At 38.7% G+C, this 26622-nt stretch carries 26 protein-coding genes, 1 pseudogene and 1 riboswitch; of the genes and pseudogenes, 7 read left to right on the top strand and 20 right to left on the bottom strand.

The window, feature by feature from the left end:
* Nucleotides 1-140: 140 nt before the first annotated feature.
* The 9 genes from M3189_RS04980 to M3189_RS04940 form a co-directional block, all read right to left on the bottom strand.
* The gene (locus tag M3189_RS04980; RefSeq protein ID WP_251632670.1) at nucleotides 141-1190 is read right to left on the bottom strand and encodes an anthranilate phosphoribosyltransferase; all 1050 of its coding nucleotides are present in this window, start codon (nucleotides 1188-1190) and stop codon (nucleotides 141-143) included.
* Nucleotides 1174-1947: a uroporphyrinogen-III C-methyltransferase gene (cobA, locus tag M3189_RS04975; protein ID WP_251632669.1), complete on the bottom strand. Its 774-nt coding sequence runs from the start codon at nucleotides 1945-1947 to the stop codon at nucleotides 1174-1176. Before cobA ends, M3189_RS04980 begins: the two co-directional genes overlap by 17 nt.
* Before the next feature lie 15 nt (nucleotides 1948-1962).
* Entirely contained in the window at nucleotides 1963-2808 is an 846-nt protein-coding gene (locus M3189_RS04970; RefSeq protein ID WP_251632668.1) for a formate/nitrite transporter family protein, read from the bottom strand.
* Nucleotides 2809-2863: 55 nt separating this feature from the next.
* Entirely contained in the window at nucleotides 2864-3184 is a 321-nt protein-coding gene (gene nirD, locus M3189_RS04965; protein ID WP_251632992.1) for a nitrite reductase small subunit NirD, read from the bottom strand.
* An 18-nt stretch (nucleotides 3185-3202) separates the two neighbouring features.
* Complete coding sequence (nirB, locus tag M3189_RS04960; RefSeq protein ID WP_251632667.1) at nucleotides 3203-5596, bottom strand: nitrite reductase large subunit NirB; 2394 nt, start codon at nucleotides 5594-5596, stop codon at nucleotides 3203-3205.
* Nucleotides 5597-5815: 219 nt separating this feature from the next.
* A complete protein-coding gene (locus M3189_RS04955; protein WP_251632666.1) occupies nucleotides 5816-6016 on the bottom strand; it encodes a CLC_0170 family protein in 201 nt (66 codons plus the stop codon).
* Between the two features lie 20 nt (nucleotides 6017-6036).
* A complete protein-coding gene (locus M3189_RS04950; protein ID WP_251632665.1) occupies nucleotides 6037-7254 on the bottom strand; it encodes a Ger(x)C family spore germination protein in 1218 nt (405 codons plus the stop codon).
* Nucleotides 7235-8347, bottom strand: a complete 1113-nt coding sequence (locus tag M3189_RS04945; protein ID WP_251632664.1) for a GerAB/ArcD/ProY family transporter — start codon at nucleotides 8345-8347, stop codon at nucleotides 7235-7237. Before M3189_RS04945 ends, M3189_RS04950 begins: the two co-directional genes overlap by 20 nt.
* The gene (locus M3189_RS04940; protein ID WP_435368056.1) at nucleotides 8295-9962 is read right to left on the bottom strand and encodes a spore germination protein; all 1668 of its coding nucleotides are present in this window, start codon (nucleotides 9960-9962) and stop codon (nucleotides 8295-8297) included. Before M3189_RS04940 ends, M3189_RS04945 begins: the two co-directional genes overlap by 53 nt.
* Before the next feature lie 235 nt (nucleotides 9963-10197).
* Here M3189_RS04940 and M3189_RS04935 point away from each other — a divergent pair, with 235 nt between their 5' ends.
* A complete protein-coding gene (locus M3189_RS04935; RefSeq protein ID WP_251632663.1) occupies nucleotides 10198-10401 on the top strand; it encodes a DUF5957 family protein in 204 nt (67 codons plus the stop codon).
* A gap of 19 nt (nucleotides 10402-10420) precedes the next feature.
* Here the strand turns inward: M3189_RS04935 and M3189_RS04930 are convergent, their stop codons facing one another.
* Together M3189_RS04930 and M3189_RS04925 are read right to left on the bottom strand one after the other, a co-directional pair.
* On the bottom strand, nucleotides 10421-10975 hold the full coding sequence (locus tag M3189_RS04930; protein WP_251632662.1) for a competence protein ComK: 555 nt from the start codon (nucleotides 10973-10975) through the stop codon (nucleotides 10421-10423).
* Between the two features lie 720 nt (nucleotides 10976-11695).
* The gene (locus M3189_RS04925) at nucleotides 11696-13066 is read right to left on the bottom strand and encodes an MATE family efflux transporter (RefSeq protein WP_251632661.1); all 1371 of its coding nucleotides are present in this window, start codon (nucleotides 13064-13066) and stop codon (nucleotides 11696-11698) included.
* A gap of 197 nt (nucleotides 13067-13263) precedes the next feature.
* Between M3189_RS04925 and M3189_RS04920 the strand changes: the two genes are divergently transcribed.
* Nucleotides 13264-14481 carry an MFS transporter gene (locus M3189_RS04920; protein WP_251632660.1) on the top strand — a complete coding sequence of 406 codons (1218 nt, stop codon included), beginning with the start codon at nucleotides 13264-13266 and terminating at the stop codon, nucleotides 14479-14481.
* Nucleotides 14482-14549: 68 nt separating this feature from the next.
* Nucleotides 14550-14747: a hypothetical protein gene (locus M3189_RS04915; protein ID WP_251632659.1), complete on the top strand. Its 198-nt coding sequence runs from the start codon at nucleotides 14550-14552 to the stop codon at nucleotides 14745-14747.
* 66 nt (nucleotides 14748-14813) lie between these two features.
* On the opposite strand, the gene M3189_RS04910 is transcribed toward M3189_RS04915, so the two are convergent.
* A complete protein-coding gene (locus tag M3189_RS04910) occupies nucleotides 14814-15620 on the bottom strand; it encodes a histidinol-phosphatase (RefSeq protein WP_251632989.1) in 807 nt (268 codons plus the stop codon).
* 208 nt (nucleotides 15621-15828) lie between these two features.
* On the opposite strand from M3189_RS04910, the gene M3189_RS04905 reads away from it, so the two are divergent.
* Nucleotides 15829-16266: a hypothetical protein gene (locus tag M3189_RS04905; protein WP_251632658.1), complete on the top strand. Its 438-nt coding sequence runs from the start codon at nucleotides 15829-15831 to the stop codon at nucleotides 16264-16266.
* Nucleotides 16267-16296: 30 nt separating this feature from the next.
* On the opposite strand, the pseudogene M3189_RS04900 reads toward M3189_RS04905, so the two are convergent.
* A pseudogene (locus M3189_RS04900) lies at nucleotides 16297-16572 on the bottom strand (amino acid permease); the annotation flags it as partial.
* Nucleotides 16573-16744: 172 nt separating this feature from the next.
* Nucleotides 16745-16886, bottom strand: a riboswitch (cyclic di-AMP (ydaO/yuaA leader).
* 79 nt (nucleotides 16887-16965) lie between these two features.
* Here M3189_RS04900 and M3189_RS04895 point away from each other — a divergent pair.
* Together M3189_RS04895 and M3189_RS04890 are read left to right on the top strand one after the other, a co-directional pair.
* Nucleotides 16966-17085 carry a bacitracin ABC transporter ATP-binding protein gene (locus M3189_RS04895; protein WP_251632657.1) on the top strand — a complete coding sequence of 40 codons (120 nt, stop codon included), beginning with the start codon at nucleotides 16966-16968 and terminating at the stop codon, nucleotides 17083-17085.
* Between the two features lie 142 nt (nucleotides 17086-17227).
* Nucleotides 17228-18547 (top strand): YheC/YheD family protein, encoded by a 1320-nt coding sequence (locus M3189_RS04890; protein ID WP_251632656.1) that lies wholly within the window; start codon nucleotides 17228-17230, stop codon nucleotides 18545-18547.
* 23 nt (nucleotides 18548-18570) lie between these two features.
* On the opposite strand, the gene M3189_RS04885 is transcribed toward M3189_RS04890, so the two are convergent.
* A complete protein-coding gene (locus tag M3189_RS04885) occupies nucleotides 18571-18813 on the bottom strand; it encodes a glutaredoxin family protein (protein ID WP_251632655.1) in 243 nt (80 codons plus the stop codon).
* Between the two features lie 26 nt (nucleotides 18814-18839).
* Nucleotides 18840-19334, bottom strand: a complete 495-nt coding sequence (locus tag M3189_RS04880; protein WP_251632654.1) for a metallophosphoesterase family protein — start codon at nucleotides 19332-19334, stop codon at nucleotides 18840-18842.
* Nucleotides 19335-19613: 279 nt separating this feature from the next.
* Here M3189_RS04880 and M3189_RS04875 point away from each other — a divergent pair, with 279 nt between their 5' ends.
* Nucleotides 19614-20171 (top strand): undecaprenyl-diphosphatase, encoded by a 558-nt coding sequence (locus M3189_RS04875; RefSeq protein WP_251632653.1) that lies wholly within the window; start codon nucleotides 19614-19616, stop codon nucleotides 20169-20171.
* Between the two features lie 11 nt (nucleotides 20172-20182).
* Here M3189_RS04875 and M3189_RS04870 read toward each other — a convergent pair whose 3' ends face one another.
* From M3189_RS04870 to hutU, 5 genes are all read right to left on the bottom strand, one after another.
* On the bottom strand, nucleotides 20183-20965 hold the full coding sequence (locus M3189_RS04870) for an alpha/beta fold hydrolase (protein WP_251632652.1): 783 nt from the start codon (nucleotides 20963-20965) through the stop codon (nucleotides 20183-20185).
* Nucleotides 20966-21093: 128 nt separating this feature from the next.
* Nucleotides 21094-22377, bottom strand: coding sequence for a YjiH family protein (locus tag M3189_RS04865; RefSeq protein WP_251632987.1), 1284 nt, complete (start codon nucleotides 22375-22377; stop codon nucleotides 21094-21096).
* Between the two features lie 184 nt (nucleotides 22378-22561).
* Nucleotides 22562-23569 carry an agmatinase family protein gene (locus M3189_RS04860; RefSeq protein WP_251632651.1) on the bottom strand — a complete coding sequence of 336 codons (1008 nt, stop codon included), beginning with the start codon at nucleotides 23567-23569 and terminating at the stop codon, nucleotides 22562-22564.
* Nucleotides 23541-24839: an imidazolonepropionase gene (gene hutI, locus M3189_RS04855; protein WP_251632650.1), complete on the bottom strand. Its 1299-nt coding sequence runs from the start codon at nucleotides 24837-24839 to the stop codon at nucleotides 23541-23543. Before hutI ends, M3189_RS04860 begins: the two co-directional genes overlap by 29 nt.
* A gap of 12 nt (nucleotides 24840-24851) precedes the next feature.
* Nucleotides 24852-26525: a urocanate hydratase gene (gene hutU, locus M3189_RS04850; RefSeq protein WP_251632649.1), complete on the bottom strand. Its 1674-nt coding sequence runs from the start codon at nucleotides 26523-26525 to the stop codon at nucleotides 24852-24854.
* Nucleotides 26526-26622: the final 97 nt, after the last annotated feature.

Here is a 26622-nt window from a genome sequence, read left to right as displayed (position 1 = left end):
TGGTATTTGTTGAAATTAATCCTACCATACCAATAGGATTTATGTAAATAAAAAAATATAAAATTTAGAAAAATTAGTTTGTCACCATATTTAAAAAAGCGTCATAGAAGGTGATACCTTCCATGACGCTTTTCATTTGGTTATAGCGTATTAACATTAGTAGGCTGTGTTGATTTCCATTTTTCCAATTGACGCAGGCCTTTTCGTTCTCTAATCTGTTCTTTTGCGATTTCTATCCCTTCTCCAATACTAGCAGCAGCACCGAACAGGTGATACCGTATTCCTGTATTAAATACGACTTGATTATAATAGTATTGAAGCATTTTTGAATTCTCTCCACTGAGTATCGCCATCGTAATATCTGATTGTTCTTTTGCTGAAAGTTTAGTTTCTTTACTTATTTCAGGTGCCAATAATCCATATACCTCTGGGCTAACAATGGATGATTCCATCTCATTGTCTGTTATTTTAAAAATAAAGCTATTGCGGTGAACAGGTAAATCTTCAGAACCTTCCATCCCTTGGACCACATACACATTTTTATAGGACAGTCCTTTGAATATAGGAACAATTTTATTAATCGCTGTTCGATGATAAGCCCCCATCATTAGTGTATCTGCATTTGCTAGGTTTAATAACTTCTCTACTGTATTAAAGAGAGTTCTTACCCCTAGCTCTTCACGAATTTGGCGCAATTTTCCTAAACTAGAACAAAATTTCTCGGATGATGCAAAAGCAATTTTTGCATCATCCATTGTTATTGATAGTTCTGCCTTTGATTGGGCAACATCCACTCCTAAATGTAAAAGTATTTCTTTTATCGCTGTTCCATATTTCGGCGGCAGCGAATCACTTCCATGTAAAAAAACTGGCAGCCCATATTCTGCCATCAAAATAGCCGTAGGAATACTCCCCGTAAAAGAATTTCTTCCATTATAAGGACTGGCTAGATCAATCATTGGCTGCTGGGTCGATTCTATCTTTTCACTGTTTTCACTAAAGGCATGAACAAACGCAAGCAGTTCTTCAGGCGACTCCGTTTTCAAACGTAGTGCTATTAGATAGGCAGCTATTTGAGCATTTGTCGCGTCCCCATTTATAATGGATTGGGCGACTTCTTTTGTTTGGTGATAATCTAAGTCTTTAGACCCTCTTTTTCCTCTTGCGACCTCTTTAAGCCATTGTTGCATAACTTTCCGCCTTCTCTCCTTCTTCTAGTAATCTTATTTTATCACGGAAGGATACGACTTCTCCAACAACGATCATGGCAGGATTTTGTATTTCTTCTTTTAGTACTTTGTCTACAATAGAACTCAACGTTCCTGTTACCGTACGCTGGGCGCTTGTTGTCCCTTGCTGTATGACGGCAACAGGGGTATCTGCTTTTTTACCATGCTTCATTAATTCCTCGCAAATATATGATAGATTTGTCATTCCCATGTAGATGGCCAATGTATCAACAGCTGTTGCTAGACTCTTCCAATTGATGTCAGCAGGTTTACCCTTTGGCTTGTGTCCCGTAACGATTGCAAAAGAGCTTCCTAATTCACGATGAGTAATCGGAATGCCAGCATAAGCAGGAGCGGCTACTCCTGCTGTTATCCCAGGAACTACTTCGACTGGCAGACCGTGTTCAACTAAAGCTTCTACTTCTTCGGCCCCGCGTCCAAATACGAAAGGATCTCCACCTTTTAATCGAACAACATTTTTCCCCAGTTTCGTGTATTTGACTAAAAGGTGATTAATGGTTTCTTGCTGAAGTGTATGGAAATTCGGTTTTTTACCACAATAAATAAGGTGGCAATCCCGTTTTGCTTCCTTTAAGAGCTCTGGATTAACCAGCCGGTCATAAAGAATCACGTCTGCTTTCTGAATACATCTCAACGCTTTAATTGTTATCAGCTCAGGGTCACCAGGACCTGCTCCAACGATATATGCCTTGCCCATAATCAGCCCTCCTTCTTAACGCTGTGTACTCGGTATCGCCGCCTTTGTTTGTGGCAGTTCTAGAATATTTTTGGATTCTGTCTTTTTATGAGTGTAATAGAGCGCCATTCCTGTAAAAAGAACACCGCTTACTAAATTTCCAATTAATACTGGGATTTGGTTCCATACCCACCAATCTGTGATCGTAACATCCGCACCAAGTATCATGCCAGCTGGAATCACAAACATGTTTACCACTGCGTGTTCAAAGCCCTGAGCAAAAAAGATTAAAATTGGAAGCCACATTGCCGCGATTTTTCCAAATACAGACTTCGTGGTCATCGCCATTACCACACCAAGAGTAACCATCCAATTACAGAGTATCGCTTTTACAAAAACGACCAGGATCCCTTCTGCACCTAGACTTTTATATCCTAATGTTTTGGCTTCGGCCACTGCGAGGATTTTTGTGGCTACAGCATGATTGTTGACCTGACCAAGCTGAGTGACAGCAACGATATATAGAATGGCATAAATACCAGCTCCTAGCACATGACCAATAATGACCCAAAACCAATTCTTTATCATTTGTACAACTGTAGCTTTTTTCGCCATCACCGCAACAGGAATTAGAGCGAAACTACCAGTAACTAATTCCAACCCAAGTAGAATGATAATGACAAATGCAGCTGGAAAAAATAATGCCCCGACAATCCCTAGTCCTGTTTGGACCTCAGCAGTGAAAGCTAATGTTGTTCCAAACCCGAGCAACGCCCCTCCTAGTGCCCCTCTGATGAGCAAATCTCTAATCGGAAGTTTCGCCTTCATTTCACCCACTTGGATCATACTTTCCACTACTTCATTTGGACTCACAATCGTCATCGTATCACTCCCCATATTACTTCGGATATGGTCACTATGAACCTCTTATCTATTCTCAGATTAGGATATAGACTTGCTCCCCTTTAACCTCAACGGGATAAGACTGGACACAGCCAACATCAGGTGCTTGAACCTTGCCATCTTTTACGCTGATTTTCCAATCATGCATCGGGCAAAATACATATTCGCCGCTCAGTATCCCTTCCGCAAGGACACCCCCTTTATGAGGACATCGGTTCTCAATGGCAGTGATATCGCCATTTTCCAATTTAAAAACAGCAATTTCCTTACTTCCGATGGTGACTGTTTTTCCTAACTTTTGTGGTAAGTCTGCTACTTCCCCGATGAACACGCTGCGTAATGTTTTTTCCATTATCCCCAACTCCCCCATTCGTCATATTTTTACAGTTTGATATAGGTCTCTTAAGAGATTTTTATTGTGAATCGCTTCTTTCCATGGGTCCTGAACCACAGATAAAGTTTCATCGATTCGATTATTGTATTCCTTCACCATTAACTCATCGGAAAGGACTTCTCTAATATGTTCTAAACCTAAGCGATCCACCCAAGCGGAGGTTCTCTCTAAATATTTAGCACTTTCACGATAATATTGGAGGAAGGCTCCAATCATTTCGACCAACTCATCACCTGTTTTGAACTTGAACAACAAATCTGCTTCACGTAGATGGGTCCCTCCATTGCCGCCAACATACATTTCCCATGCACCTTCTACACCGACAACCCCTACATCTTTAATTCCACTTTCTGCACAGTTACGCGGACAGGCTGACACAGCCATTTTCACTTTATGTGGAGTGTTTAAGCCTTCAAATTTCTTTTCTAAGCGAATTCCCATTCCAATTGAATCCTGAGTACCAAATCGACAATAGTTCTCCCCTACACATGTTTTTACCGTGCGAAGTCCTTTCGAGTAAGCAGACCCCGATGGCATATCGAGTTCTTCCCAAATCTTTGGCAGGTCTTCCTTATATACACCAAGTAAATCGATCCGCTGACCGCCGGTGACCTTAATCAAGCCAACCTTATATTTATCTGCGACATCGGCAATTTTCCGTAAGTCCTTGGAGGTTGTGACGCCGCCATACATTCTTGGAACAACGGAATAGGTACCGTCTTTTTGGATATTGGCATGCATTCTTTCGTTGACATACCTGGCTTCTCGCTCGTCTTGATAATTCAGCGGGTCAATCATTCCTAAATAATAATTTAGAGCTGGTTTACATTTCGAGCAGCCATCTGTTTTCCACTGCAGAACGTTCATTACCTCGCGAATATGGGTAAGTCCCTTTTCACGAATTTCCGCCAAGACCTCATCTCTTGATAAAGTTGTACAGGCACAAATCGCTTCCTTTTGTTCCGCCTGATATTGGTCACCAAGTGTACAAGCCAGTAAATCAGAAACAAGAGATTTACAACCTCCGCACGAACGAGATGCATTCGTACAGCCTTTTACCTGGTCTACTGTCGTTAATCCATTTGCTTTAATTGCCTCTACAATGTTACCTTTTGTAACACCGTTACATCCGCAAATAAGCTCTTCATCGGACATACTTGCCACCAGATTTACTTCAGACTCAACACTTTGTGCAGATTCTAAATATTCCTCAATGTCTGCTCCATTTTTGATAAAATTAAATAACTTGTTTCCATCCTTCGTATCACCGAACAATACAGCTCCTGCAATTTTCCCATCTTCAATTAAGACCTTTTTATAAACACCATGCCAATCATCGTAGGTTTTATATACTTTTGTTCTCTCATCCTCATTGATTTTTCCTGCAGAGAAAACATCTACACCAGAAACCTTTAATTGAGTAGAAAGGACTGACCCTTTGTAGCCTTCATCCTGTATCCCACAGAGTCTTTTTGCTAACACTTGTCCTTGCTGATATAACGGTGCCACTAATCCATAGGCAATCCCGCGGTGCTCGGCACATTCCCCAACAGCAAACACATCCGGGATATCTGTTTCTAAATAATCATTCACTATGATTCCACGGTTTACCGGTATTCCAGCTTCTTGAGCCAAAGCGACATTCGGCTTAATTCCAACTGCCATTACTACTAAATCGGTTTTAATTTTGGTGCCATCCGAAAACTTTAGTCCTGTTACCTGTTTTTTTCCGGTAATTTCTGCAGTATTTTTTTGTAAAATAAAGTTCATGCCCTGTTTCTCTAATTCTGCTTGCAGTAACTTTCCTGCTGTTCGATCTAATTGACGTTCCATTAAGTAATCATAAATATGAATGACATCTACCTCCATCCCGAGGTTAAGGAGTCCTCTTGCTGCTTCCAAGCCTAGTAATCCTCCGCCAATCACAGCTGCCTTTTTATATACTTTTGAATATTCAATCATTTCTTTGCAGTCTTTTATATTCCTAAACGCCTTAACTCCGTCCTTATCTGCTCCAGGTAATGGAAGCATGAATGGGTTAGATCCTGTTGCAATAATTAATTGATCATAGGACTCTTTTGTCCCTTTATCGGTACTTACGCATTTGGTTTTAGTGTTAATTGAAGTAACTGTTTCCCCGGGATAAAAGCAGATTTTGTTATCTTTGTACCATTCCCAATCATTTAAAGTGATATCACTCACCGAAGTATCACCCTGAAGCACCTTAGATAACTGAATTCGATTATAATTTGGATAGGGCTCTGTGCCAAATATCGTAATTTCAAAACGATCTGGGTTGATTTTTAACACTTCTTCAATGGCTCTAACACCTGCCATTCCATTCCCTATGAGAACGAGCTTTTGTTTTTTCATATGAACACCCTCCTTGTTTTCATTTGAATTATCTGAATTATTTATAACATTATGACAACTTTATTAACACGAGTTTGGAAGGTTATCTAACATATTATTTCAACACTTTAACCCGATAAAGCACGTTATAAACCCTTATATCACGATGGTGATAACGGATACATTTTTATAAAAAATCCATAAAGAAATGGACCTCAAAATTGAAGTCCAATACCAGTATCACCACATGAATCGTGTATAAATAAAATCTGCTGCAATTAAGCCAAAACCAATTGAAATATTAACCCATCCTAAAAATTTTGACACTTTCTGTTCTTTTTTCAGTGAAGCATTTTGATAAGCCTTTACATCTGTCAGCAGAATCAGTAGGCCTGTCACCCAGCATATGGCGATTACGAAATTTAAATAGCCGATATACAAGAAGCATTCTCCTTTGATCCTTATTTAGATTTCATTCCAACCCGGTGGATATGGGAATCTACTTTTACATCAAACGTTATAGTTTTATAAATTTCACTCCACTTTTCTTTTGTTTTTACATTTTTGTTCCAATATTGCGGTAATTTCGCTCGAAAGTGTTCACCAAACCCAAAAATATCAGAATTCAATTTTTGCGTCTTAGCAATTAATTTTTCAATCGATTTTTTAGTGTTTTTTGAGGATTCCTTTTCAATTTTTTTCAGCATATCTGAATCAGAGAGCAGTATTTTTGCACTTTCCTTTTCATCTATTTCACTTTCATACTGTATTCTAATTGAAACATGCGGTATGCCATTTTTAAGTTTTACTTTCGTTCTTGTTTTTCGGCTAACAGCCCTTACTAAAACCGATTCATCCTCCCCAGGCACTTCGACAAAGGCACCATACCCGCCTCTACCAATTCCTCTTACAGCCATAAAGACACCTATTTCCAAGGGACTTGTTTTACCAACCATTTTATCACCATGAAAGTACGCAAGACCGTTTAATTGAATGGTCTTTTTTCCTTTTAAAGCTAAATAAGGGAGATAAGTGTCCTGACCTTTACTCGAGTAAATGGTCCAGAAAAGACCGATGAAGCTGGGTGGAAATTTCCCGATTGCCGTTAAATTATCTACTATGTCTGCTAGATAAAGTGATGGAATCCGTTCCAACTCTGGGGTTAAATCCATATATTTCGAAGCAGTCTCTTTAGACACCACTAGAGAAGCAGTTCTGCGTATTTCAGGATTGCGTCTCAGTAAGTCATTAAACCGGCTTGTTCCTTTCCTTGCTATTTCCTCACTTATGACTATAATCCGTAAATGTCCTAGAAATACTTCATCGGCTAACTCCTGCTGCAAATTCAGCATAGCGTCTTGAAAGGTATGCCCAATAACCTTTACAACCAATACAGGTTTTACAGCACCTCCAGGTTGCTGAGGGCCAAGAGGTATTCTTCCAGGAACGGCAATTTGTGCAGTAACCTTTATCATTTCTTCATCCGGAATCGGAAACTTTTTTCCTAGATGAGAAACATCTTCTTCCATCTTTCGTTCTTCCTCGCTAGCTTTATCAATTCCAATTGCCAAAACATTCGCTCTCTTTTCGATTTCTTTACTGTCCCAGCATCCTGATAATATAGGGATTAGGATAAAGAAAAGGATAACAACTTTTATCTCACGATGATTTTGCCACATTTTTTTTCTTCCTCCAACTCCTGAGGAAATCTATAATTAGAAGGAATGCTGGATACATAATTGTAATCAACAAGCCTGCCCTTCCGATATACTGGATAATCTCATACATATGTAATATGTTTTGCGGCAGCATTGCCAAAAAAAACACAAAAGGCAAAATAAAATAGGAAAGCATTTTATGATCCTTTAGTCCTAAAAGCTCTTTAATAGAATGGATGGAAAAGTAGTAGCTTGAAAATAACGTGGTAAAGACTGCCAGTACCCATACAGCTAAAAAGATAATATCAAGCCTTTGGAGGATATTCCCTGGTATTGCTGTAGTCCTAGCCAGCTCTAAGGTTGGCCAAAAGATTTGTTTAATTTCTTCCGGACCAAAAATTGCCACAGTTGCTATGACAATTAATAGGTATAAACCTCCTGATACCAAAATACCCCAAAAACTTGCTTTAAGAGCTTTCTTTGGCGATTTCATTGAGGGAATGATCATAGTGATGATAAAAGACCCCTGAAATAATGCTGAAATGGTAAGCATTCCAGCAGCCATATCTCGAATATCATTTCCTGAAAAAATCGGACGCAAATATAAGGAGTTGGCATTTTTCAATGAAAATGCCACGACAATTAATACTGGTGCCAAAATCATTGGCACATAAAAATTGTGTATATAGGAAAAGACATTGATATTATTCCTGCAGCTTATAGAAGCCAATAAAAGCATGACAATTACCGTGACCTCTAGTGGTGTTTCTCTTAAAACAGCTGTCACGACAACCGCACCAAATTCACGAGCCGCCAGGCTGGTTAAGATTACAAAGAAGAAGATTACAAAGATACTGAAGAGCTTTCCCAGCCATTTACCTATTATATCTTGACTATACGTAATGATTGTTTTTTTGGGGTGACGCATCCCAAGGTATGTTAGAATCATTAAACCAATAGCAGCCAGTAAAATACCTGTTAGAGTTACAAACGGGGCACTTGTTTCACCTGCCCTGACTGCGAATAACGGTAAAGGAAGAACGCCAACCCCAATAATGGTACTAATTAAGATTGTCGTTGCTTGAAGTGTTGTGATCTCCTTTGGATCCCCCATTTGTAGTATCCTCCCGCTGATCATTTCCGACTTTGTTGTGCTCTAGTATCTTATTTGCATTTTTACTCAATCTATTTTGATTGGAAGGTTGAAGAAATCCAGGTCTTTTCGGCATCCACCATAAGGGACTGCGAATAATGACATCCTTCATCCCTTGATAATTCTCCGGAGAAACGGGTGCCATATAAGGAACACCAAACGATTTCAATGAAAGCATATGATTAAAAATAAAGATGACCCCTACCATGATACCGTAAAGTCCAAATATCCCAGATAAAATCATTATGGGAAATCGTAGCATTCTGAGGGCAAACGCTGCTGTATAGGTAGGTGTTGCAAACGAGCCAATCGTGGTTAAAGCAATGACGACGACTGTTATCGGGCTAGCTAATCCCGCTTCAACAGCTGCCTGTCCAATGACTAACACACCTACAATTGATAAGGCTCCCCCTACTTGTTTTGGTAAACGAACTGTAGCTTCTCTTAAAATTTCCATTGATACTTCAATAATCAAAACTTCAATCACTGCAGGATAAGGAACTCCAGCTCGTCCTCCTGCCACCGCCACTGCAAATTCTGTTGGCAGCAACTCAGGATTAAAGGAAATTAGCGAAACATATAGAGAAGGAAATATTAAAGAAAATACTAATGCCAGCATACGTGCCAGCCTCACAAAACTCCCCATTAAGAACCTTGAAGAGTAGTCCTCTGTTGTTTGATAAAATTGATTAAACACAACGGGAACTACCAAAGAAAATGGAGAACCGTCGACAAGAATAGCCACTCTTCCCTCTATTAAATTGGCCACTGTTTTATCTGGCCTTTCTGTTGATTGTGTCTGAGGAAATGGAGAAAAAGGATTATCTTCAATAAATTGTTCAAGATATCCAACATCTAGGATGGCATCAATATCAATCTCTGAAAGCCTTTTTTCCACCTCTTTGATAACCGTCTCATTTGCTATCCCTTTTAGATAGCAAATCGCCACCGTAGATTTAGTCAGTCGTCCGATTTTCAATGTTTTCACCTGGAAGTCTGGTGTAGGGAGTCGATATCTAAGCAGAGATATATTTGTAGAGATATTTTCAATAAAACCCTCCCTTGGTCCTAAAATAACCTGTTCTGTTTCTGGTTGGGCAATCGCCCGCTTTTCTACTTTCCGTGTGTCAATGTGAATGGCTTCCTTAACTCCATCAATAATAATAACGGTTTCCCCGAGCAGCAGCCCCCCAATTAACTCATCTATATTTGCATCAGTCTTCGCCTGACTATGGTAAAGAGTCTCAGTTATAATGAGATTGATTAAATTGTTAAGGGTTTTTTCCCTGCCCATTAAATGCTCAGGTTCATACATTAATGGCTTTAAAATATCCTGATTAATGACATCCTGATTAACTAAACTTGAAAGGTATACGCTCGCTGCTGAAAATTGACCGAAAACTTTAAAATGTTTTATTTGCAAATCTCCATTAACACCAAGAATTTCCTTTACTGCCTTCTCTGTCTCTATTAATGAGCTAGAAGTTGGTGTGCTGCCCTTTTCCTCCCCCAGCTTACTCGGAGTTAACAATTGTGGTTTTTTGATGCTGCGTTTTTTTGTTCGAAATAAGGACACACTTCCACCTCCTAATTTATAATTTTTACCATTTCGCCAATTTTATTCCTACTTTCCCATTCGTAAACAAAAAATGAGTATTTTCCCTCAACTCTATTAACTTATAAGACTTGAGACTTAGTAAAAGTTACTACTGTGGCTCATTATTAAGTTTTAAATTAAATGCTAACCTGTTAATAGAAAATACTTTTGAATGGGGAAATTGTTGTGAGCAAAGTGGAGGGGGGTGTCTAGAATGAGAATAATCCTAATTTTTATTACTGGTTTTGTAATCGGGGTGCTTCTAACTGAAATGATTAATGTTTTTGGTTATTTGTTGTATGACCAGACCATCGGACTAAAGTTTTTTCCTATTTTAATGGGCGTCGTATTAGCCTTCAGTGATTTTCTACTTCGTCGTAAATCAAAGCTACCCAATTTTAAAAGCAGCTTCCGGTAAGGAGGCTGCTCTCTTTTTATTATTTTTTCTCAAGGCTGAAGTTATTTTCCTTTTGTTTTTTACTAATATAATAGCCCGTCTTTGGTTCCACATAGAAAAATATCGGACATTTAAGATTTTTGGATATGGTTTCTTGAAGCTCCATTGCCTTATGTCGTCTAGTGCGAAAGGCTCTTTCTGTCATATCGACTAAGATTGTGTGACCATAGCTTGTTACTACTTCTGTCTGATTGATTCCAACACGCTTTGTTGTTTTCACATGGATAAGTGAAAACCATATGCAGTTAGGGCACTTTATATTCTTTGTTGGAAACAATAAGATGCCCATTTGAGGATTAACACTAATAGGGTGCATTCTCATCGGCGGAAGCAGGTATTTAGAACTACGTCTTGCTCCTAGGAAATCCGAACCCACATGCAATAATGTTTCCTCGATTATGGCCGTTGGTGTCTTTTTGACGAGAAAGGTTTCCTCTCCTTCCATAACCCTTGACCATAACTCACCTCTTTCGCTGAACTCTCCAGTTACTAGAACACTCTTTTCATTAAGTAAATGCGTATCTTTAACATCCATAAATTCGTTACCCTCTTCTCTTATAGTAGTTATTGATTTTTTTAAGAATAAGAGTATACTAACGATAAAGTTGTATACTCAACTTGCTTTGCCCTTGGGTATCGTTCCTGCAAGATCATTACCCGGGGGTGATACTTTTTTACACCGCTTACATGAGATACTTCCACAATATTCCTCCTTCAAAATAAGTATATTTTACTAGTAAATTTATGTAAATCTATTAGCAAACAAATAATTTTTTCTCTGCGATATAAGCACTTTCATGATTGTTAACACATATTGACGGACGTTTGTTTTAAACGTATAATAAATGGCTTACTATGAACAATTTCTCAATTTCTCTATACGACGTGGTTCGACATTTACTTTAATCACGAATTTTTTACCTTTTCTTCCATTTTACATCTCCATGAACACCTTTCAAAATGGCTTTATCGCATGTTAACTGAAAATTCATTTATACACAGAAAATACTTATTTACTATTTTACTAAAATAATTTCACCCCCTATTGATAGGGTAAGATTATTTTTTCGACACTTTAGTTTACATAACATTATTATGTGTTTTTTGTGGTGCCTGTCACCGCTCGTGGACACTGTCCACCTAGGGTGGACACCTCCATCCCTCAGGCGGACAATTGGAACAGAAAAGACCTCATCGCCACTAAGTGGCGATGAGGTCTTTTCTGAAGGTTACGGTTGTATTGCATGTTGAATGATTAAACTACTTCTAATTTAGGTGTGTCGATGAATTTTCGTTTTTGAATGTAGATGAGTCTCCATGATAGGGCGATTCCTGCGGCTAATAAACCTACAGTAAGTCCCAGCCAATAACCGGTTGCTCCTAAATTTGTAAAATTCGCCAATCCATATCCAACTGGAAGGCAAATTAGCCAGTATGCAATTAAGGTCATGATAAAAGCAAGATTCACATCTTTATAGCCCCGTAATGCTGCCTGTGCCGTAGCTTGAATGGCATCACAAATTTGGAAGAACAACGCAAAAATCAAAAAATGTGCTGTTAAATTGATAACTTCCGCTTCATTCGAATAAAGTCCTGCCACTTGGTACCTGAACAGTACTACTAACACACCGGTAATAAGAGCAATTAAGATAGCCAAATAGATTCCCAGCCAGCTGTAGCTTTTTGCATCCTTGTATCTTCCTGACCCTACTTCATATCCCACTAGCACCGTTTGGGCCATCGAAATACTAATCGGAATCATATAAAGGAAGGAAACTATATTTAATGCGGATTGATAGGCTGCTATTGTCGTAACATTAAATTTACTTAAAAGAATCGTTACCACTGCAAACATACTTGTTTCAAAGAACGTTGAAAGGCCCATCGGAACCCCAATCTTTAAAATTTCTTTACACTCCGCCCATGAGAATTCTTTCAGATTCTCGAAAACAAAAAAACTCGCGAAAGGATCTTGTTTTTTTACAATGAACACCGTCATTCCCGTGATCACCCAATAGGTGATTGAGGTGGCGTAACCAGCACCTGCTCCGCCAAGTTCCGGAAATCCCCAATATCCAAAAATTAAAACATAGTTTAAAAAGAAATTAATAGGTAAGGACAGAAGGAGAATATACATCACTACCCGTGTTTTTCCTAAAGCGTATATAAAGGACCTTAACACGTTAAAGATAAATAAAGGAAGAATTCCGTAGGAAAGCCCCACCAAATAGTCAAAGGCTGTCTCATGGACATCACTGGGAAGATTCATTTTATCCAATAGCGGATCTAAAAAGAAAAATCCGAGTCCGATTACCACTAACACAATCATAAAAGAAAGATAGAGTCCATGGCGTACAACAGAAGCAACTTCCCCGCTCCTCTTTTCCCCAAAGCGCTGAGCTGCTATTGGAGAAACGGCTAGAAGAATTCCACTTATTCCTGTAAAGACCGGGCTCCAGATGGAAGAACCAATGGCAACAGCAGCAAGGTCGGAAGAACTATACCTTCCTGACATAATCGTATTAAAAAACACCATCGAAAACATTCCAAGCTGTGTAATTAAGATAGGTATTAACATGACAAATATCTGTTTTGTCTTTTCCTTCAATGTAAAAGTCTGATTCATTTTGAAAACTCCTAGAGTAGCTGAATTGTAAAACCAAAGATTCATTATACTGGATTTTAGCTAGATTTTCACAGAAATTTTTATTTTCTCAAAAAACGATTTTTTTCCTGAAACTTATAAAAAGTTTTATATAGAATTTTAGAACGGAGTTGTATAATAGTATCGTTATTGAATAATAGAGAAACGGGTGAAGATTCATGCGCACTCATAATGAAAAGATTAGTATTTATCACGGCATGGTTTCAACCATTGCTATCAACCTTGCAGGGAACTTTTATCCCATCTTTGCTATTTCCATTCTCGGAGCAACCAATTACCAGGTGGGGTTGATTAGTTCACTTCCCCCTTTAATTGCACTTCTGATGACAATTCCTGCTGCTATTCTATTAAATCGATTGGAGACACAGAAAAAAACAGTAGCCATAGCAGTGATGTGGGCTCGCCTATTATTTTTGCTGCTCATCGGAGTTGTTTATGTCTCCTCACCTTACCAAGCATGGGCATTCTTAATTATTATCGCACTCATGAATGTGCCCGCTACTATATCCAACATAGGCTGGCAAACATTAATTAGCTGTATGATTAACGACGAACGAAGAGGTGCTTTTTTTAGTGATCGTAACCGGCTATTAACGATTGCCGGTATGATTTCAACATTAGTCATTGGGATTATCATGAAAAACCAAACAAGTAATGCCGCCGCATACCAGTGGTTATTTTTCGCAGCCTTAATCTTTGGATTACTTGAAGTGTTTTTCTTAATGAAACATAAAGAGACCGTCCAATCCGTTGTGACTACGAAAAAATCATCAATGGATTGGTCTATTTTTAGAGATCATGGTTACAAATGGTTCCTGATTGCGGCACTTTGCTTTAATTTCACCTGGCAGATGTCATGGGGAATATTCAATATTTATCATGTCAGAATCGCAGAAGCAACCATCCTTTGGATTAGTATCTTTTCGGTCGCATGTCAATTGGTTCAAATCTTTACTTTCCCATTGTGGAAGAAATGGGCAGAGGAAAAATCTAATACCCTCATGCTGGTATGGGCAGCACTAGGGATGGCACTTGTTCCCTTTTTAACGATTCTATCTACCAATCTATTCTATTTAACTTGTGTCCAAGCACTATCCGGCTTTTTTATTTCCGGCGTTGTGTTGTTATTGTTCAATCTTTTGTTGGAGCAATCACCTGCCGTGACGAGAACATATTGTATTACAACCTATAATGTACTCCTATCATTTGTTGCCTTTATAGCCCCTCAGATTGGTATTTTGCTTTTAGAAGGTTTAGGCTTACAAACATCAATGGAGTTAAATTCCATTATGAGAATAGGAAGTGCCTTGGTATTTCTACTCATGTATTCTCGTACAAGGAAATATACGAAAGTATTATTATTAAAAAGACAGTAATTTTTTCTAGAAAATTGGCATTTTTTGTATGACCAACTTGATATACTAGTCCTATGGAGGTGGTTCTTTTGCCAAAAGAAAACCCGGAAACAAAGTCTAAACCAAGTACCAACAACAATAAAAACACAGTACTAGTCAACAACAACTTCAACTTAACCATCAACCTTGGAGATTCATTAAATGTACTAGCACTCATCGGTGGTATCTACCTGATTAGAAAAATATCCAAAAACCGAAAACAAAAATGCAAACAAGAAAAAATGTAATGGAATCTTCGCCATTACATTTTTTGGTGCCCTTTTTTTGGTGCCTGTCACCATTTATGCACTTATTCATATTTTGACTGAATATCTCTTTTTCGCTTTAAAGTAAACCCATTCTTTGAAGCCTATTTCTTTGAGTTGTGCTCGGACTTGTTCGAATTCGTCCCCTACTCGGTGTGGGTCATGGGCGTCGGAGCCGAAGGTGACTTTTACTCCGTGATGGAGTGCCATCTCTAATATGTTATCGGCTGGATACCAGCCGCCAACGTATTTTGTTTTTCCTGAGGTATTGATTTCTATGGCGATATCACATTCTGCAATGACCTTTAAGGTGTGCTCAACGGCTGCAGTTTGAATGTTTGAAAAGTCAGGGTAGTAGCCCTTCATTGCGTCAATATGACCTAGTATCTGGAACATTCCGCTGCGAGCAGATTGCTCGATTAAAGAATAATAGTTTTCTTTCGTCCGTATTTGTTCTTTTGAGCTCAACCCTTCCCAGCGGTTCTTATTAAAAATGCTTATCCCATCAACATGATGAACAGATCCAATTATATAATCAAATGGATATCGGTCAAAATAAGGTCGATAATTTTCTACCTGCTCTGGAAAGAAATCTGCCTCAATTCCTAAAAGTACATCAATTTTACCAGAGTACTCTAGCTTTAACTTTAAGACTTCTTCTACATATTCAGGAAATTGACTGACTGCCATGGTTATATGTGGAAAAGGATGATCTTCTTTACTTGAAAAATAAGGTGTATGATCGGATATCCCGATGATATTCAATCCACTTTCTATACCGGCTTCAATATAATCACGAATGCCACCCCTGGCATGCCCGCACCTATCATGATGTGTATGTAAGTCAAATCTCACCCTTGTGTTGCTCATTTACTCTTCACCTCTATCTCATATTTTCAAATTTGAAGTTACTTTCAAATTTCCACTATCTTCTTATATTAATTGACTTCTCCTTAAACATTCAACACTCGCAGATAAAATTCCTTTTTACTCACCCCTTGTCCAATCCAACAGACAAGCTTTTTCATATATATAATTATTAAATATTAATGTGAGGTGTTTTATGGAAAGTTGTGATTGTCGTGCAACATTATCCGCAACTGCCGTACCAGTTGAAACCTTAATTAATCGTTTTCCCTCCAGCGGCATGATTACGGTATCTGCACGAATTTGTGATGTTAATTGTTCAGTCAAAAACAGTTATATCTCCATTCTTTACGGTGACCAACAAGATCAAAACAATAGCTTTGTTTTTAAATCCATGTTATCTAGTATACCAACATATGAACAAGTATCGGGTGGAGGTATCGGATTAATTCTGACGGCCGAAGGTGAAGCCACTGGAGTAAATTTTCATGACAACGCCATTCTAACAAACATACATTTCCTCCATGGAACCATTATTGGTAATGCCATCTGCTCCATCACTTTATCCGCTAATGGACGCACCTTTGAAGTGCCGGGATGCATCTTCTGTATTCTTGAAAATAACCTAAATTGAGCAGCTCCCATATGGAAGCTGCTGTTTTAATTATTTTTTAAGATGAAAAGGAACGGTTGTAATAATGACGTTTCTTTTATATAACAGGTATGCTTTTATTAATAAGCTTGATTGATTGTGCAGGATATTGTGCCAGCCTTTTTTGGTGATGAATTGTGGAATGACGACTGTGACTCGGTAGTTCGCTTCACTGGCTTTATGCTGAACGGTATCCACAAATTTTGTAAGCGGCTGAATAATGCTCCTGTACTGGGAGTTTAGTGTAACCAATCTTACATTTGGCTGCCACTTTTTCCACTTTTCTTCAAGACTTAAAAGGTCTGCCAATTAGGAACCTTTTAACTGAAGAAACCAATATTTCCACCACCAAGCTTTGTGAGTTTTATAGTTTTTATTTTAAAAAAAACACAAAAAAAATGCCTACAGGTCAAAGTTAAATAGACCTGTAGACATTATATACTTGTCTCACAAGCTCCACCTTCCTTCTCATTAACGCTTACGAGGTTAGCTGTCGGATTCGGGCCATTGAGTAGCCCTACCTTTTTAAAGGATTCACCCCTTGGATATACTATCCATATGAATGGGTCCCCCGCACCATTTGGTCTCAGCGATTTAGAAATATGAAACTGTGATTATCAAACTCCTGTGTTTATCAATTGTAAATTAAAATTTTATAAAAAAATAAGATTGGAGAAATATATGACTAAAAAGAAAAAGCCCCTATTGTCAGATGCCTTTCTAGATGAACTGGCAAACGAAATCAATCAAATATATGGTGCACCTAAAGAACAAGAAGAAGATAAAAGGAGTGATGAATAAGAGAAATAATCGTATCCCTCCATATACCGATATAACAATGGTACACTTGTCCAAATTGTTAGAATCGCTCACATTTTAAAGACAAACTGATGATTGGTACATATAATAACGTATCCAGTATTTATGGTTGGGAGGAATAAAAATGGATAATGTTATTCTGATATCAAGAAACACCACTAACAGTGGGATACTAACTCTTCATCCCAATTTAGCAGAATCAATGGGAATTACTCAAATTACAGCTAGAAAGATTAGATTCGGAGCAAAAACCTATCAATCTATTGTAGAAATTTCTGATGAGCTACCCTTGAATGGGGCAAGCCTATCTGAAGATATTTTGGACATGCTGAACATCCCTCAGCATTGCAGTCTTGAAATCAAGCAGAATGGAAATGAAATACAAATTGGACCCTTTATTGGTTTACTTGCAGGTTATTATCAAAGCTCTATCAAGAAATACCTTGAACATCTACGAGATTATGTCTTCCTTTATCATGAGATTAAAGGTGCAATTCTTGTCTTTTCTCTTGACCATGTTGATAAGATTAATCATACAGTGATAGGATATTTATACAATCCTCGAACAAAACAATGGGAAGAAGGTACCTACCCCTATCCTTCCGCTATTTTTGTAATGACATCTTCTGTAAGCTCTGCATGGATTCAACATTTCAAATCTGTCATTGGCGATGTCGTTTTTAATGATTTCTTCCTCACTAGATTGAGTATTCACAAGAAATTAGCAAGTTCAATAGGTGTAAAATGTTACCTGCCCGATACCATTCTTTATGGTTCTCCTCAAGATTTGTACTACTTTTTAAAGAAATTCCCTAATTTAACCGTTAAACCACTAAACAACGCTAATCGTTCGGCAATAAGAGTGTATTTGAAAAACTCCAACACTCTCGTTCTATCTAATCTGAGAACCAGGGAAACGAAGAGTTTCAAATTTACTAATCGGGATCAAGCCTATTCCATATTCAAACAATATTTTAAAGATGGAGAATATTTGATTCAGGAATCGATTGATGTAACAGGTTACCGAACGATGTCGATACGTATCATTACTGTTAAAGATCAATCGGGTCAGTGGAAGGCCATGGGGTTATTTACCCGAGGTGACCAATCAGGAGAGAATGAAGGTAAATTAATGCCTTTGGTGAAATTTCAAAAAGAGATGGTATCAGATTTCTTGCAGCAAACTGATTTGTATGCCTCCCTGACCCATCAGGAATTAACCCATATTGCGATTGACACAGTCAAAGAAATTGAGAGCATGGGGGTACATTTTGCGAATGCAGCTGTAGATATAATAATCGGAGAATTAGGCGATATCTGGATTTCTGAAATTGATTACTTCAATCCCTCTCATGAAATAGCATTAGTCGCTGGCTATCCGAACCTATACTACGAAATCTTAAAAACCATTATGCTTTATGCAAAAAAACTAGCAGGTTTTTAATAACCTTTAAGAGCTAACTAAAATTAGCTCTTTTTTGCTATTTCCATTATTACCTTTAATTCATTAGTAAAACCTTTTACTGCTTTATTTCCTAACACCGTAACCGGAACACCTAAAAACCCGTACTTCTCAACTTCTGTTCGATAATCCTCGTTTGTTGAAATATCCCTTACCTCAAAAGCTATGCCTTCCTCAGTAAGGACTTTTTTGACCATTGTGCACTCTATACAGTCATTTGTGGTATAGACGATGACTCCTTCAGCCATTGTTTATCCTCTCCTTCCATCCGTTGTTACTCTTCATCAAAATAAATAAGTTCTGCTGCTATTTTATCACTTATGGAGAACATCCCGAAAGAATACTGCTTCTGTCTTCTTTTGACTGTAGGTGAACCTGGATTAAATATTAATATTTCCCCTTCATATCGGTTCACCGGGATATGAGAATGCCCAAAGATAATACAATCTACTTTTTCACCTTTAAAGGCTTCGATTGCACGTTTTTCCGTTGTTTTCCCTTTACCATGTCCATGTGTAATACCAATATTGAAGCCACATACTTCTACCATTTTTTTAAAAGGTAATAATTCTATTATTTCTTGGTCATCTACATTTCCATATACACCTTCAACCCTTGCATATGACTGCAGTTCTTTATAAACATCAATGGTTTGCCAGTCTCCTGCATGCAAAATCATATGTGAATCCTGCAATTCCTCTAAAAATCTAGCTGGCAAGCCTTTTTTCCTTTTTGGTAAATGAGTATCTGAAAGTACGACAATTTTCACACTTATTCCTCTCTATTTTCGAAAAAATTCTCTATTCCGTCTGGCAGCTTGCAGAAAATCGATATTTCCCACCATATTCCGACAACAACATTTGACATCAGTGCTAAGGTAATGTCTGTTCTTGCGCTTTCCCAAGAAATATAAAAAATTTCCCGAATTTTCAAATTAATCATTATTCCATTCTTTAAAGTTTATTAATACTTATTACAAAGAAACCGCTTACATATTTAATTATTTTAAGGAAAAAATATTGTCAGCACGTTATATGGAGGTATATTCATGGACGACAAAGTATTTAGATTAATAAATCAATTCACAGGCCGATATCGTTTTCTTGATACATTTATGATAATTATTTCTAAAAAACTCCGCTATCTTTTTGCGTTAATTTTGTTAATCATGTGGTTTCGAAATAACATACATAAAAGACTTACTACCTTTGCAGGAATTTCTGCACTTATTACATTACTGCTCACTAGTGTAATTAAATTGGTTTATTTTAAGCATCGACCATTTTCAAAGAAAAGGGTTAATCTTTTAGCTCCGGTCCCTTCAAAAAAGGATTCTTCATTTCCAAGTAAACACACGACCTTAGCATTTTCCATAGCAATTTCAGTACTTTTTTACAAGCGCACATTAGGTTGTATCCTGTCCGTATTCGCTTTCCTAGCAGGTTTATCTCGTATCTGGATGGGACAGCATTATCCCTCTGATATTATCGGCAGTGCTTTGATAGGAAGTATAGTTGCTTTATTTGTAAACTTTTCATCAAACTTTTGGGATCCCTTTTTTACACGAGTTGTCCATACTTACAATCGTTTCTTTTCATTAAAATAACTTCAGTTTCTTTACCTAATTTTCTCGTTATGTACTCGGACAAAATCGATTATCAAATGGTTTAATTCTCCCGATGCTTTTGTAGGTATTTGATGTTTTTCCTTATCAATGAACTTTAAATCACTGCATGGCAATTTTTCTTTTAAGAGATTCGCATACCGATAAAATGATTTGTCTTTCTTCCCATAGACCATTAATATGGGAAGATCGATATTTTCTAATTGATTTGTACAATTATATTTTAAACTATATTGGTAATATTGATTAATGTTTCTGGCATCACCTTTAACTGCTTCATTGTACAATTTTCTAAACGTCTCTTTTGTATCGGAATTGCCCCATGTAATCGCCTGCGCCAAAAAAGAAAATGTCCTAGGATTTGCAAGTTTAACCGCTAAAGAAATCCTTTTCCTCAAATAAAAATCGCTAACTTCCGACATTCCACTTACCAAAATACTTCCTAAGGATCTGTCGGAATAAGTCTGCATAAATTCTAAGGCAATAGAAGCTCCTGTCGAATATCCGCACAGGAATGCTTTTTTTATACCTAAATGATCCAGTAAACGTTTAATGTCATCCACTATTAATGGATAAGTTATCGATTGATACGAGTACTGACTTCTGCCATGGCCCCTTATATCAAAAGTAATCACTTTATAATCCTGAGAAAGTCCATCCATTTGATATCTGAAATTTTCACTAGTAAGTAAAGGCGGATGGATAAAAACGATAGGAGTTCCATTTCCTTTAACATGATAATATAGGCTGACACCTTTTCCATCCATCATTGGCATTGATTAGGACACCTCAACAACAATTATTAAATCACTTAACTTGCATCTAAATAATTTCCTTTTATTATTATGTATCTTTTCGTAAAAAAAAAACTGTTCCTCCATAAAAAGGAACAGGCCAAACTCTATTAAAGAATTAAGAATGCTATTGGTGCAGTAAGGAGAATGGTGAATACTACCCTTTCGAACCAAATGACGACGAGTTTTCCAATCGTAAGAGGAATTTCTGTCGATAAAATACATGGTACTACTGCTGAGAAAAAAATTATCGATGATACCGAAACAACAGCGATAACAAATTTAGTAACAATGGCTGCTTTGGTTACCAATAAAGCAGGCAAGAACATTTCTGCGATTGAGACCGCACTTGCTTTTGCGGCCAGCATTGGTTCTGGTAATTGAACGAGTGCTGTGAATGGATAAAAAAGATAACCCAGCCAATCAAATACAGGTGTATATTCTGCCAATATAAGTCCAAGTAACCCAACTGACATGATTGATGGCAATATACCCATGGTCATGATAAAGCCATCTTTAAGGTTGTCCCAGATATTTTTACCCAAGCTTGAAGATTGATTAGCGGTAATCATCGCTTCTTTCCATGCTGTTTTAACACGGTCCTTCTTGATAATGACCTCTTTCTCTCCCTCCATATCTTGGTAATAAGAGTCGCTCATTTTATTTAGCGGCCAGATTCTAACCGTAATAGCAGTTACGATGAAAGTCACCACAAAGGTAACCCAAAAATAGGCGTTCCATACCTCCATTAGATTCAATGTCTTCGCGACAACGATCATAAAGGTTGCAGATACAGTAGAAAAACCGGTTGCAATAATTGCTGCTTCTTTTATTGAATATTTACCTTCTTTAAACACACGGTTGGTAATTAAAAGTCCAATGGAATAGCTTCCTACAAAAGAGGCTACCGCATCAATGGCTGATCTTCCCGGTGTTTTCCAAATCGGTCTCATCACCGGCTGCATGAATATTCCGATAAATTCAAGTAAACCATAGCCTACTAAGAGAGCAAGAAAAACTGAGCCAATTGGAACTAACAGTCCAACAGAAATCACGAGTTTGTTAAATAGGAATGGTGCCATATTTGGATCAAAAAACCATTTCGGACCAAAATTAAACACAAGCATGATAGCAGCAACTAGTCCAAATATTTTCAGAAATGAAAACACTATGGTGACAACATCCTTATTCCAGGTCCTCGTCACAAAAGGATATACTGCACCTAACAATATGACCAGTAATGCATAATAAGGTAAAACACTCGGGACCGCAAGTTGAATATATGAGACAAAATGATCCAGCATAATGGAAGACTTTCCATTTAAAGTAACTGGTACAAAAAACACAAAAATACCAATCGCACTAAAAACAAAGAACTTCATTACATTCAACATATTACTATTCTGTAATTCTGGCTGCTGCACTTGCTGTAACGGTTGATTTTCCATACCCAATCCCCCTTGTTCAAATAAATTCCCTTAGTTCAGTATTCGTACCCGGCAACTGTCCACCCAGAATGGACAGTTGTGTTTTAGTGGTGCCTGTCACCACAGCTATCCATATGATATCAACCACTAGCTACTTGCTAGCACTTTGTCGAAGCATGACTCCCGTAAGGAAAGTTAGGAATACGTGTGTTCCGAGTTTGACCGTTGGCTGGACTTGTGTGTCTCTTTGTGGATCTAGACAGACGATGTCCATTGCTTTTACTTTTGGATGTCGACCTGCTGCTAATACCCCTTCTAGCAGTTCTTCAGTTGTCATGCCCCCCGGCGTCGATGCCGGTACCCCTGGAGCATAAGCTATGTCTAACACATCCATATCAACAGTTAAATAAATGGTATCAACCTTTGAAGATAGCTCATCTAAGCATTGCAGAACGGTTTCTTCGATTCCCTTTTTCCTAGCTGTACGAAGTGTAAAATAGTTGACTCCTTTTTCATCTGCATACTGTTTTAAATCCTTTGTATTAAAAAATCCATGGAGACCAATGTTGTACATATTGTTTCCTTCTACCACACCGCTCTCAATTAAATTTCGCATGGGTGTTCCGTTAGAAGGTCCATTATCCGACATATCCCGCAAATCAAAATGGGTATCAAATTGCAGAATCCCAATTTTTTCTGAAGGTTTTGCCTGATTCATTCCCTTCACCATCATCGCTGTGATGGAGTGGTCACCGCCAATGGCACAAACCTTCGAATTAAAGAAATGAGTATGAATCGTTGCTGATGCTTCAACAATATTTTCATGACACCTTGCTATGTCCGTAACATGCATGGGAACGTCCCCGGCATCAAGTGCAGTCATTTCAGACAAATCGACATCATCATCTAGATTATAAGTAGCAAAGCTGCGCCAAGAGCGTCTGAAGGCTTCCGGAAATTCTGAAGCACCTGAAGCACTAATCGAAGAACGGGACAAAGGAACACCGAGGATGACAACCTCGGCGTCCTTGCTCTTTTCAGGGTCAGTTAAAGCTGTAATGTGTTGAATCCATTCATGAACCTTACCCCCTGCCCCATTTTCAGGCACTACCCACATAAAACTAGAAGGATTAATTTTTGGATAGAGAAAGCTCTTCAAGTAATTGACCTCCCCTAACAACGACCTTTCCAGACTTCACGACTGTATGTGTATGATTTACCCCATATGAGTATTGCAGTTTCATATAATTATCCACATTAAAAATCGTAATGTCGGCTTTTTTACCAACCTCTATACTGCCTATTTCCTGACCGCGATTAATCGCATGTGCAGCATTGATAGTTGCGGCAGTTATCACTTCTGCAGGCGTCATCCCCATTTTCAAACAGCCAAGATTCATAATAAAAGGCAATGACACTGTTGGTGAGGAACCAGGGTTACAATCGGTCGACAATGCAACAGGTACCCCAATGTCAATCATTTTTCGACCATTTGCTGATTCTGCCATTAAAAAGTAGGCTGTCCCCGGTAGTAGCACTCCAACCACACCTTTTTCAGCCATCGCTTTCATCCCTTTTTCAGACGCTCTTAATAAATGGTCTGCAGAAATCGCTCCAACTTCTGCAGCTAGTTCTGCTCCTTCATATGGTTCGATTTCATCGGCATGAATTTTAGCGATCAATCCGTGACGCTTTCCTGCCTCAAGAATCCGCCTCGACTGCTCAGGGGTAAATACACCATGTTCACAAAAAACATCATTGAATTCTGCTAACCCGAGCTCCGCTACCTTTGGAATCAATTCATTAATGAGCAACTCTACAAATTGATCAGGATTTTCTTTGTACTCTTTTGGAATGGCGTGAGCACCCATAAAGGTAGGAACCACATCAATAACATGCTTTTCATTGAGCAATTTCGCAACCTCAAGCTGTTTAAGCTCCGTTTCCCACTCCATTCCATAGCCGCTTTTCGCTTCAACCGTTGTCACGCCGTGACGGAGGAATTGATTTAAGCGTTCAAAGCTCTCTTTAAAAAGCTCTTCATGAGAGGCTGACTTTGTCCTTCTCGTCGTGGCATGAATTCCACCGCCACTATTCATGATTTCCATGTAAGTGGCTCCTTGAAGCCTCATATTAAACTCATTTTCCCTGCTTCCGGCAAAAACAAGATGAGTATGAGGGTCTACTAGTCCTGGTGTTACAAGCTTTCCACCTGCATCCACAATCTCCACTTCACCTAAACGTTCTCCATATTTTTCAAAAAGCGCCTCATCTGTACCTACAGCACAAATGACTCCATTCTCAATCCAAACACTGCCATTTTCAATAACACCCAGCTCAGACATCGCTTCCTTTACGAGGGGAGCCTGTGAACTCCCCTGTAATGTCACGAGCTGAGAAGCATTTCTTATAAAAATTGGATGACCCAACCCTATCACCTCTTAGTCTTGATTCAGCATTGGCATTTTGATGCCTTTTTCCTTTGCTGTCTTAATCGCCAGTTCATAGCCTGCATCCGCATGACGAACAACGCCCATCCCAGGATCAGTTGTTAATACCCGCTGTAATCGTACTTCTGCATCCTTGGTTCCATCTGCAACAATAACCATCCCTGAATGCTGAGAATAACCCATTCCTACACCACCGCCATGGTGGAGCGAAACCCAGCTAGCACCACCGACAGCGTTGATCATCGCATTGAGGATTGGCCAGTCAGAAACTGCATCACTCCCGTCCCTCATTGCTTCCGTCTCACGGTTAGGAGATGCAACAGAACCAGCGTCTAAATGATCGCGGCCAATCACAATTGGTGCTGAAACCTCACCAGAAGCTACCATGTCATTAATTATCCTGCCAAAGTGGGCACGATCCCCGTAACCCAGCCAGCAAATACGAGCAGGCAGCCCCTGGAAGCTGATTTTTTCCTGTGCCATTCTTACCCACTTACATAGGTGCTCATCTTCCTTGAACTCACGAAGCAGCGCCGCATCGATTTTTCGAATATCCTCAGGGTCACCAGATAATGCCGCCCAGCGGAAAGGTCCTTTTCCTTCGCAAAATAACGGACGGATATAAGCAGGAACGAAGCCTGGGAAATCAAACGCATTTTCTACACCCTCATCCTTTGCCACCTGACGAATGTTATTGCCATAGTCAAAAGTGATAGCGCCTTTTTCCTGCATCTTCAGCATTGCCTTTACATGGATGGCCATGCTTTGCTTTGATAGTTTTACATATTTAGAAGGGTCTTCTTTTCTAAGCTCAGCTGCTTCTTCTAAGCTATAACCCACTGGAACATACCCATTTAATGGGTCATGAGCAGAGGTTTGATCTGTTAACACATCCGGGTTAAACCCTTTTTCAATCATAATCGGCAGCAGCTGGGCAGCATTTCCAATCAAGCCAATTGATAATGCCTTTCCAGCTTTCTTTGCCTCGATTGCGAGATGAATAGCCTCTTCTAAATCGCTCGTTTTTACGTCAAGGTAAGCGGTTTCAATTCTACGATCTACTCTTGTTTCATCGACATCAATCGCCAGGCATACCCCATCATTCATGGTTACCGCTAATGGCTGTGCGCCACCCATACCGCCAAGTCCTGCTGTTAATGTAATCGTATGCTTTAATGATCCGCTGAATTCTTGCCGTGCAAGCTCCGCGAACGTTTCGTAGGTTCCTTGGACAATCCCTTGCGTCCCAATATAAATCCAGCTTCCTGCTGTCATTTGCCCGTACATCATTAGCCCTTTTTTATCTAGCTCATGGAAATGCTCCCAATTTGCCCAGGCAGGTACTAAATTGGAGTTTGCCAGTAGTACACGTGGTGCATCTTTATGTGATTTGAAAACAGCTACAGGTTTACCTGATTGAATCATTAAGGTTTCATCACTTTCTAATTCAAGCAGCGATTTTACGATTTTCTCATAGGATTCCCAATTACGTGCTGCCTTTCCAATTCCACCGTAAACGACTAAATCCTCTGGACGTTCTGCTACTTCTTGGTCAAGGTTGTTCATTAACATTCTTAGGGCAGCCTCTTGAATCCAGCCTTTTGCATGTAATTCTGTCCCTTTATAATTCTTAATTACTCTTGATTTCGATGTACCAGCTTCCATACTATTCACTCCTCTATTTCTTATATCTCTCCTTTATTATAAAAATAAAATCTTCTGAAAAATACAAATCAATCATTAGAAAATTAGCACTTTTTAT

Origin of the sequence: Neobacillus niacini, from assembly GCF_023715415.1 — a bacterium.
Classification (GTDB): Bacteria; Bacillota; Bacilli; order Bacillales; family Cytobacillaceae; genus Neobacillus; species Neobacillus niacini_C.
Note: the sequence above shows the minus strand (reverse complement) of the source record. Positions and strands in the feature narration are given on the sequence as shown.